A 13,672-nucleotide genomic window follows, 5' to 3' on the forward strand; every position below is an offset into this window, starting at 1 on the left:
GTGGTGCGGTAGCCGGCGAGGGCGTCGACGAGGTTATAGATAAAGGAGTCGCGGTTATCAATCAGAACCACGTGGGGCGATTTATTCATCGGATGACCTCCAGGGAAGCGCCCTGCGCGAGGGCGATGGCATTGAGCACGGCATAGGCCTTGTGGACGGTTTCATCGGCCTCGGATTGGGGAATGGAATCCCGGACCACGCCCGCGCCGGCCTGGACTACAGCCGTGCCTCCCTTGACGTAGGCAGAGCGGATGACAATGCAATTATCCATCGAGCCATCCCCGCGCAGATAACCCACTGCCCCACCGTAGGAGCCGCGCCGGGTTCCTTCGACCTCACGCAGCAGCTCCATTGCACGTAGCTTCGGCGCGCCTGTCAGCGTGCCCATGTTCATGCAGGCGCGGTAGGCATCGAGTGCATCGAAATCCGGGTCCAGCGTGGCAGTAACGCGGGATACCAAGTGCATGACGCGGGAGTAGCGATCAACCTGGAGGAGATCCTTGACCATGCGGGTGCGCGGAACCGCCACTCGGGCGAGATCGTTGCGCGCGAGATCCACGAGCATGGTGTGCTCGGCCACCTCCTTGTGGTCGGTACGCATCTCTAGCTCGTTGCGGATATCGAGCTCGGGGTTGATGGTGCCATCAGGATTGAGGCCGCGCGGGCGGGTACCCGCGATGGGATAAAGCTGCACCATCCGGTTGGCGGCGGTGAACTTCAGGTTGGACTCCGGGGAGGCGCCAAAGAGTTCATAGTCCGCGCCGCGGATGTAGAACATATAAGGCGAGGGGTTAGTATCGCGCAGGCGACGGTAGGCGGCGAAGGCATCCGGGCAATCGAGGCTGAAAGAGCGCGCGGGAACCACCTGGTAGATATCGCCGGCGTCAATGTTCTTCTTGAGCTGCTTGACGTTGCGGCGGAAAGTAGCGTCATCGACGCTGGCGGTGGCGCGCAGCGGCTTAGGCTCTGCTGCTTCAGTCTCCGTCGAAGGCGCCTTGGGTGAATCGGCCGCTGCGGTGGCTGCGAGGTCGGCCGAGCGAGTGAGGGATTCCTCCAACGCCTGCTTGTCAGTTCCCACTCCTTCCACCCGCGCACTTCTGTCGAGGTGGTTGACGCTTAAAAGCTCTTCGGCCACGAGGAACTCGTAGTCCGGATAATCGTTGACGCCTTCGGCCACCTCGGGGAGATGCTCGAAGGTGCCGAGGTAGTCAAAGGCAAAGCCGCCGCCGAGGAAGGGCAGCATCGTGCTGGAATAAGCAGTGTCGAGTTTCAGCGCCCGCAGGATGTCCGCCGTGGAGCTATCCCGCAGTCGGGCGCGCTCATCGATTTCATCCGAGAACTCGAAGCCGAAGGTGGCCTGCCCCTCCCCCTCTCGGAGCAGACGCTCGGCGAACTCTTGGGTGAGCACGGCTAAGAGGGCCTCCCCAGTGGGCGTGAGTGCCCGGGCGGTAACCTCTTGTCCGCGACACGTCACGCGCAACGCCGCTTTGGTGATGGCTATGCAGTTGAGGTTTTTCTTCGACTCGATATCCGCGGCCTCTAACAAGAGGGAGTCTCGCGGCGTGGCAAGCGCGTGAAATAAGGCGGCGGCGTCGTGGCTATACGCTACCTCGCGCTCGCTGGTAATGAACGGCATGGTGCCCCTTTGCGGATGTGGATTCGCGATTATCCTCACGAATTCTATTCTGGCAATTATCGCCCGTGTGCGGGCTTAGGACAGCAAAAACGCCGAAAGGCCCGCAGCAGCGGACCCAAATTTGGTTTGTGAAAGACGGCCCGCAGGTTATGCGCGCCACCACCAGTTCGTAGACTTAAACTTCACCCGCCCTACTTTAGCACCATCTTCCCCGCTCGCACAGCGCAAGAGCCGAAAGTTTTTCAGCTGCTGTGCCGAGTGCCGTGATCATCCACAGGCCACAGTGGGCGATAGAAAGACCGCGGCCGGCAATAAAAGGCACAGTGACGTAAATGGCGTATGTAGTTGATACCCTTGAAACCTCATCGCTGTGATTCTTGTTCGCTCTTCAGAGCCCCGTCCCCCGAGCAAGCGACAATGCTCTAGGATGGGCCTCATGACACAGAACCTGAAAGACTTAGTGCCAGTGGCCTTAAAGAACGCAGGCTCCGAGGACAATGGGCGGTGGGCCGAGATCGTGGTCAAGGATGGGCCGCTGCGGCAATCAGTTATCGCCCTGCTGGCGGGAAACGCACTCGATGAACACAACTCTCCCCCGGCAGCGTCGATGTACGTTCTCGAGGGCGAAGTCGAAGTGGGCGGCCAAGCCCCCGGGCAGCACACTGATACCTTCATTGCCGGAGAGATCGCAGCGTTGACTCACCACCGCCACTGGGTCAAGGCGAAGCGCGATAGCGTCTTCTTGCTGACAACGGTGACCAGCGTAGCCGGGCAGCAGAGCCACGGCAGCTAGTGCCGGATGGTGTGTAGAGGATTATTACAGATCTCGTGCCGGGCTAGCGTTTGAATAGGGCGCGGGAGAAGTACTCGTCCACAGCAGCGGGCTCATCCAGGCGCAACACGGCACCCACGTACTGGTCTGGGCGGACGATGACAACCGCTCCCTCGCGCGAGATGCCACGTGCCTGGAAGATGTCACCCTCCCCGGGTAGCGCGTTAAAGACATTTTCCCAGTTGGGAACCTGTAGGGATCCATTTACCGGGCGGAATAGGCGCGGGGCGTCGAGAACGCTGTACTGCCGGTGATCGGTGGTCTGATAGATGGCTTTCACGTCGAAGAAGGCATTCTCATCCAATCCTTGCGGCGTATAGCTCGCCAAGATATCGCCGACCTGCTCGGCCCAAGAATCCATCGCGGAAGGATCAGCAGGAGCCGCCGAATCGGCGAAGGCATAGATGCGATAGCGACCGTCAGCACTATGCTGGTGACCCAAGTGAAGGGGATAGGCGTCGCAGCGGCGCAGTACCTCAAAAGACTTCAAGCGTTTGCCCACGGGGTATCCGGTGGCTAGATCCTGGTGCCTCCTATCCCCTACCACCATGTTTGCTTCATACTCCGTCATCATTCCGGCGGCGAATTCCTCGGCGGCGACATAGAACTTCTCCACCGCGCCTGGATCCTCCAGCTCTTCCGGCGGTGTGGCCATGAGCGTGGACCACTTACGGTCGAAGTTGATGAGATTGAGCGCGGCGGGCTGGCGCTCGAGGTGATACGTGCACAACAGTTGCTCCGGGGCGCGACCGGAGAGGACGTGTCCAAGTTTCCATCCGAGGTTAAAACCGTCCTGCATGGAGACGTTCATTCCCTGGCCGGCCTTGGCCGAGTGGGTATGGCAGGCGTCGCCAGTAAGGAAAACGCCGGGACTATCCCCGTCATCGGCGAAGGACTCCACCAGCCGGTGGCCCACCTCGTACACCGAGTGCCAGGCCACCATCTTCACATCGATGAAGTAGGGAGAGTAGATCTCGTTGGCTTTCTCTATGATTCGCTCGATGGGGGTGGAGCGAATAGCGCCACCATCTCCTGCAGGTACCACGCCCAAGTCGACATAGACACGGCACAGATAGCCGCCCTCGCGGGGGATGTGCAGGATGGAGCCTGCCCGCGAGTGAATGGCGCATTTGGTGCGCCAATCCGGGAAATCGGTGTCCACCACGACGTCCATCACTCCCCAGGCGTGATTGGCTTGATCGCCCTGGAGCTTGCCGCCGATGGACTTTCGCACCTGGGAGCGCGCGCCATCGCAGCCCACGACATATTTCGCCTCCAGCTCACGGGTGTTTCCATTTCCATCCTCCACCACGGCCTTGACGGGGTACTCCCCTTCTCCCACCTCCAGGGAGATGAAGGACCAGCCATAGTCAGGCGTGATGCGGGCAGGTCCCCGGCGGGCAAAGCGTGCAAAGTAGTCCAGCACGCGGGCCTGGTTGACAATGAGGTGGGGAAACTCGGAGATGCCGCTTTCGTCATCGACGGGTGTGGCGCCACGCTTGATGTGGTTTCTGTTTTCCGGGTCGGGGTTCCAGAAAGCCATCTCGGTGATCTCGTAGGCCTCTTCTTCTATTTCCTTGGCAAAGCCAAAGGCCTGAAAGGTCTCAACCGAGCGGGATTGGATGCCATCGGCCTGGCCCAGCTCCAGGCGGTGGGGGCGGCTCTCAATGATCCGGGTATTGATGTCGGGGAACATGGCCAGTTGCGCGGCGGTTACCATTCCAGCCGGGCCGGAGCCCACGATGAGGACGTCCATCTTCTCTGGGAGCTCTATTGGGCGATCGATGCCGTAGCCGGCAGCCGCGAGTTCGCGGGGACCGTGAGAAACATAGCCATTGTGGTGGAACTGCACGATGGTCTCCTTCGATGACTTAAATAATCGCGCCTCACGTGGGCGGTGAGTGCAAAGTTTGTGGGTGGGTGTCTGCCTTGCTCTTCAAGAAGAAGATGCGTTGCAGCGACGGGTGTGTGCGCCGGGACCGAGCTGCTCGCCTTCGAGGGCGAGATTGCACTCATTATTGGCGCACCCGCCAAGGATGTGAGTCTGGAGGAGGCATGGAAGCACGTCGCCTTTGTCACCGCCTCCAATGACGTAGGCCTCTATGACTATCGGGCTGCGGACAAGGGATCCAATACTCGCTCCAAGTCCCGCGACGGCTACACCCCTATAGGCCCGCGCCTCATCGATGCTCAGGCGATAGACCCGAAGCAGCTGCGCCTGCGGACCTGGGTCAATGGGGAGCTAGTGCAGGAAGGCGATACGAGCGATGCCGAGATGATTTTCCCCTCGCGCAATTCGTCGCCGATCTTTCCCAGCATCTCACCCTCGAGACGGGGGACATTATCCTCACGGGCACGCCAGCGGGATCGACGGTTATCGTGCCAGGCGATGTCGTCGAGGTCGAGGTTGATGTCCCAGGAGAGTCCAGTTCGGGACGCTTGAGCAGCACCGTCGTAGAATCTACCGCCGACTTCGATCCCGCCATTGGGGATCTGCCGAGTGTCGATGATAAGCAAAGAGAAGACGCCTATGGGGACCGTGCGGCCGCAGGCCTTCCTCCCCTGACTAGCTCTGAGCCTGATCCAGAATCTAGCCCCGAACTAAGCCCAGAGCTGCGCAGCAAGCTGGAAGCAGTCCCCACCGCGGGCCTGTCCGCGGAGCTGCGTCGCCGCGGCATCAATCAGGCAGTGATAGAAGGCGTCTATCCGCAGACGCCGGGCACCAAGATGGTCGGCATTGCCCGCACGCTGCGATTCTTGGCTGGCCGCGAGGATCTTTTTAAGACTCATGGCGGCGGCCTGAATGCCCAGAAGCAGGTCTTTGACACTGTCCACGCAGGCGAGGTCATTGTGATCGAGGCTAGGCGTGAGGCGGAATCCGGCACTCTGGGAGACATCTTGGCTCTGCGGGCGAAGGTGCGCGGGGCCGCGGGAGTGGTGACTGACGGAGGGGTGCGGGACTATTCGGCGGTCAAAGAGATTGGTCTTCCCATATTCACCCAGGGTGCCCACCCCTGTGTCTTGGGTCGGCGCCACGTTCCTTGGGATAGCGATGTTGCCATTAGCTGCGGTAATGCCACTGTAGTGCCGGGTGATGTCATTGTCGGAGACGATGATGGTGTCATCGTCATCCCCCGCAGTATTGCCGCCGAGGTGGCCGAGGAGGCCTTGGCCAAGGAGCGACAGGACGAGTGGGTGGCCCAGCGCGTGGAGTCAGGTGAAAGCCTCGACGGGCTCTTCCCTCCCACCGGAGACAATAAGCAGGCCTATGAGGATTTCTTGAACAGCGGTGATAAGTAATGACAGCACAACTGAGCAAATCTCAACAAGCCTATGAGTGGATAAGCGCCAAGATCCGCACGCGGGAGTTCGAGCCGGGATACCGGCTGGTGCTCTCCTCCCTCGCGGAAGATATTGATGTCAGCGTTGTCCCCGTCCGGGAGGCAATCCGCCAACTAGAGGCTGAAGGCTACGTCACCTACGAGAGAAACGTGGGTGCGCGCGTGAGCACCCATAACCGCGAAGCCTATTTCAACTCCATGGATATCGTCGCCACTTTGGAGGCGCGCGCCACGGCACTTTCTGCGCCCTTGCTAGGAGCCGGTGATTTGGAGCAGGCTCGCGAGCTCAACCGGCAGATGAGCGAGCTTGATGTTCGCCATGATCCTGACGAGTTCACGCGGCTCAATAAGCAGTTTCATAGCGTGCTTTTTGGCCGCTGCCCCAACGAGCAATTGCTCAAGCTCGTCTATGAACAGTGGAAGCAGCTGGAGTACCACCGCGTCTCCACATTTCGCTACGTCCCCGAAAGAGCACAGGAATCCGTTGCAGAGCACGAAAGGTTAGTCAGCCTCATCGAGGCAGGCGCCGATGCGGACTACCTGGAAAGGGTGGCACGCGAGCACCGCTTGGCAACAGCCCAGAACTACCGCGAATCGAATGAGAAATCGGGCCTCAACGGCCGCACCCACAACATCGAAATTAACCCAGGAGAGCCCCACCATGAGCATCAACAATGACGCCGCCCGCCCCACCGACCTGCCTGAGAAGATCCTGCACTACATTGATGGGGCGTTTGTTACCTCCATCGACGGCGATGAGTTCGACGTCCTGGATCCGGTGACCAATGACAACTATATTAAGGCCGCCTCGGGCAAGCCCGCGGACATCGATAAGGCAGTGGCTGCGGCGCGCGCGGCCTTTGACAAGGGTGAGTGGGCGCAGGCCCTGCCGCGGGATCGTGCGCGTGTCCTCAACAAGATCGCAGACATCGTGGAATCCCGCGCAGAGAAACTCGCCGCATGGGAGTCTTTTGATTCCGGCCTTCCCATCACGCAGGCCAATGGACAGGCCAAGCGAGCCGCTGAGAACTTCCGCTTCTTTGCAGACCTGATCGTGGCGCAGATCGATGATGCCTATAAGGTGCCGGGGCGCCAGGTAAATTACGTCAACCGCAAACCAATCGGCGTCGCGGGCTTGATCACTCCGTGGAATACGCCCTTCATGCTTGAATCCTGGAAGCTGGCCCCGGCGCTGGCCACGGGAAACTCGGTAGTTCTTAAGCCGGCAGAGTTCACCCCTCTATCCGCGCAGCTGTGGGCGGGAATCTTCGAGGAGGCGGGCCTGCCCAAGGGCGTATTCAATCTGGTCAATGGCTTCGGTGAGGAGGGGTATGCCGGTGACCCGCTGGTCAAGCATCCGGATGTCCCGCTCATCTCCTTTACCGGAGAGTCCCGCACGGGCCAGGTGATCTTCGGCAACGCCGCGCCCCACCTCAAGGGCCTGTCGATGGAGCTGGGCGGCAAATCCCCCGCCGTCGTCTTCGCTGACGCGGACCTTGATACCGCCATCGAGGCATGCATCTTCGGGGTCTTTTCCCTCAACGGTGAGCGCTGTACGGCCGGCTCGCGCATCTTGGTGCAGCGGGAGATCTATGAGGAGTTCGTGGAGCGCTATAGCGACGTCGCCAAGCGGGTGAAGGTGGGCCTGCCCTCAGATCCCACCACGGAGGTCGGCGCGTTGGTGCATCCGGAGCACTTCGAGAAGGTCGTCTCCTATATCGAGATTGGAAAGCAGGAGGCGCGGCTGACCGCTGGCGGCGAACGCCCCGCGCAATTCCCGGAGGGCAACTTCGTCGAGCCGACCGTTTTCGTCGATGTTGAGCCCTCCGCCCGCATCTTCCAAGAGGAGATCTTTGGCCCCGTCGTGGCAATCACTCCTTTCGACACTGACGAGGAGGCGCTGCAGCTGGCCAATAACACCTCCTATGGTCTGGCCGCCTACGTGTGGACCTCTGACCTCAAGCGGGCGCATAACTTTGCGCACAACGTCGACGCTGGCATGGTGTGGCTCAACTCCAACAACGTGCGCGATCTCCGCACGCCCTTCGGCGGGGTCAAAGCCTCCGGCCTGGGACATGAGGGCGGGTATCGCTCCATCGATTTCTATACCGACCAACAGGCCGTACACATCAATCTTGGCAAGGTGCACAACCCTGTTTTTGGCAAGCAGGGCTAGAGACGCACCAGCCCCGCCCCCGATCCCACCAGCCCGCCCCTCTCCCCCAAAGGAAATAACCATGTCCCATTCCCCGGTGTCCCAGTCCCCTGCGCCAGATATTTTGCGCTGTGCCTACATGGAAATCGTCGTCACAGACCTCGCCGCGAGCGGAAAACTCTACCTTGATACGCTCGGCCTGGTAGTAACCTACGAGGACGATAATGCGATCTACCTGCGCACGTACGAGGAGTTCATCCACCACAATCTCATCCTGCGTAAGGGCCCGGTGGCCGCGGTGGCAGCATTTTCCTATCGCGTGCGCTCCCCGCAGGACCTCGACTTAGCTGAGGAATTTTATAGGGCGCGCGGCTGCGAAGTGCGCCGCAACCTGAATGGATTCGTGCGCGGCATCGGTGATTCCGTCCGTGTGCAGGACCCGCTGGGTTTCCCTATGAGTTCTTCTACGAGGTGGAGCACCGCCCACGCCTGGCCTGGAGCTATGACATACACATTCCGGGGGCGCTGGTCCGGCTCGACCACTTCAACCAGATCACCCCGGATGTACCACGCGCGGTTGCCTACATGGAGAACCTTGGCTTCCGCACCACGGAGGACATTCGTGATTCCGAGGGTACGGTCTATGCGGCCTGGATGAGGCGCAAACCCACCGTGCATGACACCGCCATGACTGGCGGGGATGGACCGCGCATGCACCACATTGCCTTCGCCACCCATGAGAAGCACAACATCATCGCCATCTGTGACAAGTTGGGTGCGTTGCGTGAGTCAGACCGCATCGAGCGTGGGCCAGGACGCCATGGGGTGTCCAATGCCTTCTATCTGTATCTGCGCGATCCGGATGGTCACCGCGTTGAGATCTATACGCAGGACTATTACACCGGGGATCCGGACAACCCCCTGGTCAGTTGGGACGTGCACGATAACCAGCGCCGCGATTGGTGGGGAACCCCGGTCGTCCCCTCCTGGTACCGCGATGGCTCCCGCGTCCTCGACCTCGACGGCGAGCCCGTCCCCCTCGTCGAACGCCGCGAGGAGTCTGAGCTCGCACAAACCATTGGTGCCGACGGCTTCTCTTATACCCGCCCGGATGATGGCGAGTCCATGCCGGAGTGGAAGCAAGGAGAGTACAAGCTGGGCAACCAGCTCTGAGATCCGGCCCAAGGTTTCACGTGAAACACTGAAAAACTCACCCCTGTTAAGGATGAACCCCCTATGTTGAATAAGGAAGAGCACGCAGCCATCGCGGATGAGCTGTCGCAGGCTGCCCATTCGCGCACCATGGTCCCGCTTTTGAGCACTCGCTATCCCGAGATGACTGTCGAGGATTCCTACGCGGTCCAGGCCGAGTGGGTGCGCCGGGCCCTCAACGCCGATCGAAAACTCGTGGGTCGCAAGATTGGGCTCACCTCGAAGGTGATGCAGGAGGCCACCGGAATCACGGAACCGGACTATGGCGCCATCTTCGCCGACCAAGTCTTCGAAAACGGTTCCGTCATCGATCACTCGCAGTTTGCTTCTGTGCGCATTGAGGTCGAGCTGGCATTCGTGCTCAAGGAGGAGCTTTCCGGCCCGGGTTGCACGATTTTCGACGTCCTGCGCGCCACCGAGTACGTCACCCCGGCGCTCGAGATCCTGGACTCGCGCATCGAGATGGAGGGAAGAACCATCGTCGATACCATCGCCGATAACGCCGCTTTGGGCGCAATGGTCTATGGCGGCAGGCCGGTCAAAGCAGATGACGTGGATCTGCGCTGGGTGGCCGCCCTGCTCTACCGCAACGAGGCAATCGAGGATAGCGGCGTGGCCGCCGCCGTGCTCAACCACCCGGCCCAAGGCGTGGCCTGGCTGGCCAATAAATTGGCGGCCCACGGCGACTCCTTGGCTGTGGGCGACATCATTCTCGCCGGCTCATTCACCAAACCCATGTGGGTTCATCCAGGCGACACCGTCCACGCCGACTACGGAGAATTGGGGTCCATCACATGCCGCTTCCAGTAGAGCTGCCCGAGCCCTTCCACGAGGAGATGTCGGCCTCTGATTCCCCACTCATCGGTGCCTGGGTATCGGCGGGCTCGGCCACCAATGCCGAGATCCTCGCCGCCGCCGGTTTCGATTTCCTGCTTGTCGACGCCGAACACTCCCCCTACGGCCTCGAAACCGTTACCCATCTGCTGCGGGCCACCGATGGCTATGGTCCAGCCCGCATAGTGCGGGTCCAAAGCAATGACACCGTGCTTATCAAGCAGTATCTGGATCTCGGCGCCCAGAACATCATGGTGCCAATGGTGGAAAGTGCCCAGGAGGCGGCCGCGGCTGTCGCGGCGATGCACTACCCGCCACGCGGGGTGCGCGGCGTAGGAAGCGCACTCGCGCGATCCTCGCGTTGGAATGCGGTGGAGGGTTACCTGGATCGCGCCTCCGAAACCGTAAATCTCACGGTGCAGATCGAATCCGCGCGCGGGGTGGCCAACGCCGCAGAGATCGCCGCAGTGGACGGAGTGGACCAAATCTTCGTCGGGCCCGCAGATCTGGCTGCCTCCCTGGGGCGCCTGGGCAGGCCCCGCCACCCCGAGGTTGTCGCCGCCATCGACCAGGCCTTCGCCGCCGCGGCCAAGGCTGGAAAACCGGTGGGTGTCAACTGTTTTGACAGGGCTCAGGCGCGGGAGTTTCTCGCCGCGGGGGCATCCTTCGTCTTGGTGGGGGCAGATGTGCAGCTTCTCAGTCAGGCGGCGCGTAATCTGGCAGATGAATTCACGCAGAAAGGATCGAATTAATGAGTATTGACATCCAGGAGTTGCTGGCGAAGGTTCCCACCGGGCTGCTTATCGGTGGGAAGTGGCAGGAGGCTTCCAGCGGGGAGACCTTCGATGTGGAAAACCCTGCCACCGGCGAGAAGCTGGCCACGCTTTCTTCAGCTAATTCGGATGATGCCGTGGCTGCTCTGGACGCGGCCTGCGCCGTGCAGGCCGACTGGGCAAAGACCTCGCCCCGCGAGCGCAGCAACATTCTGCGCCGCGCCTTCGAGCTCGTCACCGAGCGCAAGGATGAGTTCGCGGCACTCATGACCCTGGAGATGGGCAAGCCCCTGGCCGAGGCCTACGGCGAGGTCACCTACGGCGCCGAGTACCTGCGCTGGTTCAGCGAGGAGGCCGTCCGAGATTATGGCCGCAGCCTTCCCGCCCCTGAGGGGACCCTGCGCATGGTCACTCGCCGCAAGCCGGTGGGCCCGTGCCTGCTCATCACCCCGTGGAACTTCCCCTTGGCCATGGCCACCCGCAAGGTTGCTCCGGCCGTCGCCGCCGGCTGCGTCATGGTGCTCAAGCCAGCCAAGCTCACGCCGCTGACCTCCCAGTACTTCGCTCAGACCATGATTGAGGCCGGTCTGCCAGCCGGTGTGCTTAACGTGGTCTCCGGCCAGTCTGCCTCCGCGATCTCCGAGCCGCTCCTGGCGGACTCGCGCCTGCGCAAGGTCTCCTTCACCGGCTCTACCGCCGTGGGCAAGACCCTGCTCAAGGCTGCCGCGGAGAACGTTCTGCGCACCTCGATGGAGCTCGGCGGCAACGCCCCGTTCATCGTCTTCGAGGATGCCGACATTGATCAGGCCGTGGCCGGTGCCATGGGTGCCAAGATGCGCAACATCGGCGAGGCCTGCACCGCAGCCAACCGCTTCATCGTCCACGAATCCGTTGCGGATGAGTTCGTGGCGAAGTTCGCCGCGAAGATCTCCGAGCTCAACGTTGGCAATGGCCTCGAGGAGGGCATCACTTGCGGTCCGCTGATTGAGCGCAAGGCCCTGGACAACATCACCGCGCTTGTCGAAGACGCTGTTGCCAGGGGCGCCACCGTAGTCACCGGTGGCAAGCCGCGCGGCGAGGAGGGCTACTTCTACTCCCCCACCGTCTTGACCAATGTCTCGCGCGAAGCGCGCGTGGCGCAGGAAGAGATTTTCGGCCCGGTGGCCCCCATCCTCACCTTCCGCGAGGAGGCGGAGGCCATTTCTCTAGCCAACGACACCGAGTACGGTCTCGCCTCCTACGTCTTCACCGAGAACTCCGACCGCATGTGGCGCTTGGCTGACGGCCTTGAGTTCGGCCTCATGGGCTTCAATGCCGGCGTTATCTCAAACGCCGCAGCCCCCTTCGGTGGCGTGAAGCAGTCCGGCCTGGGCCGCGAGGGCGGCGCCGAGGGTATCGAGGAATATACCGCGCTGCAGTACATCGGCGTGCGCGATCCTTATGCCAACGCTTAAAAGCTAGTGGCTGCCTAAGCTGTCTAGGGTTTTGCACCCACGGACAATACGTGTGCGTAGTCACACAAAACTAGGAATGTGAGTAGGGATACTTTAAAGGAATTGTTAAAGCGGTTAATGGATACCGCACCAACTACCTGTGAGGAGTATCCCTATGTCACTATCTGAACTTGATTACATCATCGTTGGCGCAGGTTCCGCCGGCTGCGTCATCGCCAGGCGCCTCATTGATGCCGGGCTGATAGTTGATAGCATAGGTGTCTCAAGGGAAAGGGCTTGGAGTCCTCTGAGCTGCTGTAACACTAACTAAATTGGCGGGACAACACCACCCCGAAGCGCACCCCCCCCGTCAGACCGGCTTCTCGAAAGGCATTAAATTATGGACGTTCGCCAACGCATTAACGACGACCCGCTCCTGGCACCGGCGCTCAAATGGGGCCCAGAGGACGGCACGCTTTCTGGCAGTGAGGCCGCGCTGGTGCGGGTCGTACAGGTGCTGGCCGCTGACCTGGGCGCCCTTGATGCGGACCAGCAGCAGGCTCTGGGTGATCTGGTAGGGGCCGTCGCTTCAGAGACGCTGGAGGCCTAGCAGGCGGGTCTTCGTAGGCTCGGTCTGATCTAGCTCGCAGCAGGTTGATGCCTTCGTTCCAGAACCATGTCGATAATGAATACGGTACGGCGGTGCGCATTCGGAGCGGCGCTATTCGGCAAGATCATTAGCTTGGGGCTGTGGTGCTTTTAGGCTTGTGCGTCGTTCCCCACGCCACGTCGATCCTACTTCGGAGCATTTCCTGAATTTCTTCGAAGACCGGTTCATACCCGTGAAAATTGTCGTTCATGCGTCCCTTGAACGAATCCATCGAGGGTACGGTCGCCTTTGGGTGAGTCCATATTCTCTTGACCGATTAATTTCGAGAGGCGGCCATCCCAGTCTCGTCCTGAGACCCGAGTCTGATCTGGATTAAACATAAGCTCGAAGAAGGAGATCTTCGCTGTTTTTCATCTTTTGTTGACACAGCTTCTAAAGTACTGGAGATGGCTGATCTCCATTTAAAGTGAGGTAGCAATCAGGACACCTTTATCGTGCGATGCCGGTCGCAAAAATAGGACCAGACTGGGAAACTTTTACCCTCACTTGACCCCAATGCTGGTATAGCTCAGGATCTGTGGGGAGCAACCCTGCAAGTTCAGAAAGAGTTCCCTAGTTAATGCATGGACTTAGGTCTCGAACTTGGGGATAATTGTATCAGTAACTGATATAATTAGTTTCGTATTTGAACTCTAGAGCGATGCTGTGAATCCGGTGCTGCCGCAGCCTGGAATGATGGGCGCCTAGATCTTTTATCAAAAGTTCGGGGTGCATCCGCCCCGCAAAATGGAGGTATCGTCGGCATGACCGAAGATGAAGCCCGCGGGTGCTGTTGCAAAGTTGGGC

General features: G+C 60.5%; 9 protein-coding genes and 3 pseudogenes. 9 read left to right on the forward strand and 3 right to left on the reverse strand.

What is annotated here, in order from left to right; genetic code table 11:
* Both B2696_RS06160 and B2696_RS06165 read right to left on the reverse strand, forming a co-directional pair.
* A pseudogene (locus B2696_RS06160) lies at nt 1–89 on the reverse strand (anthranilate synthase component II); the annotation flags it as partial.
* Nucleotides 86–1,636, reverse strand: a complete 1,551-nt coding sequence (locus B2696_RS06165; protein ID WP_286954490.1) for an anthranilate synthase component 1 — start codon at nt 1,634–1,636, stop codon at nt 86–88. The gene B2696_RS06165 and the pseudogene B2696_RS06160, both read right to left, overlap by 4 nt.
* Nucleotides 1,637–2,072: 436 nt before the next feature.
* Here B2696_RS06165 and B2696_RS06170 point away from each other — a divergent pair, with 436 nt between their 5' ends.
* Nucleotides 2,073–2,429: a hypothetical protein gene (locus B2696_RS06170; RefSeq protein WP_075730854.1), complete on the forward strand. Its 357-nt coding sequence runs from the start codon at nt 2,073–2,075 to the stop codon at nt 2,427–2,429.
* 43 nt (nt 2,430–2,472) lie between these two features.
* On the opposite strand, the gene B2696_RS06175 is transcribed toward B2696_RS06170, so the two are convergent.
* Complete coding sequence (locus tag B2696_RS06175; protein ID WP_286954492.1) at nt 2,473–4,320, reverse strand: FAD-dependent monooxygenase; 1,848 nt, start codon at nt 4,318–4,320, stop codon at nt 2,473–2,475.
* Between the two features lie 72 nt (nt 4,321–4,392).
* Between B2696_RS06175 and B2696_RS06180 the strand changes: the two are divergent.
* The 8 genes and pseudogenes from B2696_RS06180 to B2696_RS06215 all read left to right on the forward strand — a co-directional run bounded on the left by B2696_RS06180 (nt 4,393) and on the right by B2696_RS06215 (nt 12,826).
* A pseudogene (locus tag B2696_RS06180) lies at nt 4,393–5,768 on the forward strand (fumarylacetoacetate hydrolase family protein).
* The gene (locus tag B2696_RS06185; RefSeq protein ID WP_286954494.1) at nt 5,768–6,487 is read left to right on the forward strand and encodes a GntR family transcriptional regulator; all 720 of its coding nucleotides are present in this window, start codon (nt 5,768–5,770) and stop codon (nt 6,485–6,487) included. The pseudogene B2696_RS06180 and the gene B2696_RS06185 overlap by 1 nt, the downstream one beginning before the upstream one ends.
* Nucleotides 6,471–7,985 carry a 5-carboxymethyl-2-hydroxymuconate semialdehyde dehydrogenase gene (gene hpaE, locus B2696_RS06190; protein ID WP_075730847.1) on the forward strand — a complete coding sequence of 505 codons (1,515 nt, stop codon included), beginning with the start codon at nt 6,471–6,473 and terminating at the stop codon, nt 7,983–7,985. The genes B2696_RS06185 and hpaE overlap by 17 nt, the downstream gene beginning before the upstream one ends.
* A 61-nt stretch (nt 7,986–8,046) precedes the next feature.
* Nucleotides 8,047–9,137, forward strand: a pseudogene (hpaD, locus tag B2696_RS06195) (3,4-dihydroxyphenylacetate 2,3-dioxygenase).
* 63 nt (nt 9,138–9,200) lie between these two features.
* Entirely contained in the window at nt 9,201–9,986 is a 786-nt protein-coding gene (gene hpaH / locus B2696_RS06200) for a 2-oxo-hept-4-ene-1,7-dioate hydratase (RefSeq protein ID WP_286954497.1), read from the forward strand.
* Nucleotides 9,971–10,762 carry an HpcH/HpaI aldolase family protein gene (locus tag B2696_RS06205; RefSeq protein ID WP_286954499.1) on the forward strand — a complete coding sequence of 264 codons (792 nt, stop codon included), beginning with the start codon at nt 9,971–9,973 and terminating at the stop codon, nt 10,760–10,762. Before hpaH ends, B2696_RS06205 begins: the two co-directional genes overlap by 16 nt.
* Nucleotides 10,762–12,237, forward strand: coding sequence for an NAD-dependent succinate-semialdehyde dehydrogenase (locus B2696_RS06210; protein ID WP_286954501.1), 1,476 nt, complete (start codon nt 10,762–10,764; stop codon nt 12,235–12,237). The genes B2696_RS06205 and B2696_RS06210 overlap by 1 nt, the downstream gene beginning before the upstream one ends.
* Nucleotides 12,238–12,616: 379 nt before the next feature.
* Nucleotides 12,617–12,826, forward strand: a complete 210-nt coding sequence (locus B2696_RS06215; protein ID WP_286954503.1) for a hypothetical protein — start codon at nt 12,617–12,619, stop codon at nt 12,824–12,826.
* Nucleotides 12,827–13,672: the final 846 nt, after the last annotated feature.

The organism is Corynebacterium sp. UBA4397 (assembly GCF_002390965.1).
Taxonomy (GTDB): Bacteria; Actinomycetota; Actinomycetes; order Mycobacteriales; family Mycobacteriaceae; genus Corynebacterium; species Corynebacterium flavescens.

What these genes read in the sequence shown, in the direction of transcription:
- B2696_RS06165 (WP_286954490.1), bottom strand. Translation starts at nt 1,636, where the DNA reads ATGCCGTTCATTACCAGCGAGCGCGAGGTAGCGTATAGCCACGACGCC.
- B2696_RS06170 (WP_075730854.1), top strand. Translation starts at nt 2,073, where the DNA reads ATGACACAGAACCTGAAAGACTTAGTGCCAGTGGCCTTAAAGAACGCA.
- B2696_RS06185 (WP_286954494.1), top strand. Translation starts at nt 5,768, where the DNA reads ATGACAGCACAACTGAGCAAATCTCAACAAGCCTATGAGTGGATAAGC.
- hpaE (WP_075730847.1), top strand. Translation starts at nt 6,471, where the DNA reads ATGAGCATCAACAATGACGCCGCCCGCCCCACCGACCTGCCTGAGAAG.
- hpaH (WP_286954497.1), top strand. Translation starts at nt 9,201, where the DNA reads ATGTTGAATAAGGAAGAGCACGCAGCCATCGCGGATGAGCTGTCGCAG.
- B2696_RS06205 (WP_286954499.1), top strand. Translation starts at nt 9,971, where the DNA reads ATGCCGCTTCCAGTAGAGCTGCCCGAGCCCTTCCACGAGGAGATGTCG.
- B2696_RS06210 (WP_286954501.1), top strand. Translation starts at nt 10,762, where the DNA reads ATGAGTATTGACATCCAGGAGTTGCTGGCGAAGGTTCCCACCGGGCTG.
- B2696_RS06215 (WP_286954503.1), top strand. Translation starts at nt 12,617, where the DNA reads ATGGACGTTCGCCAACGCATTAACGACGACCCGCTCCTGGCACCGGCG.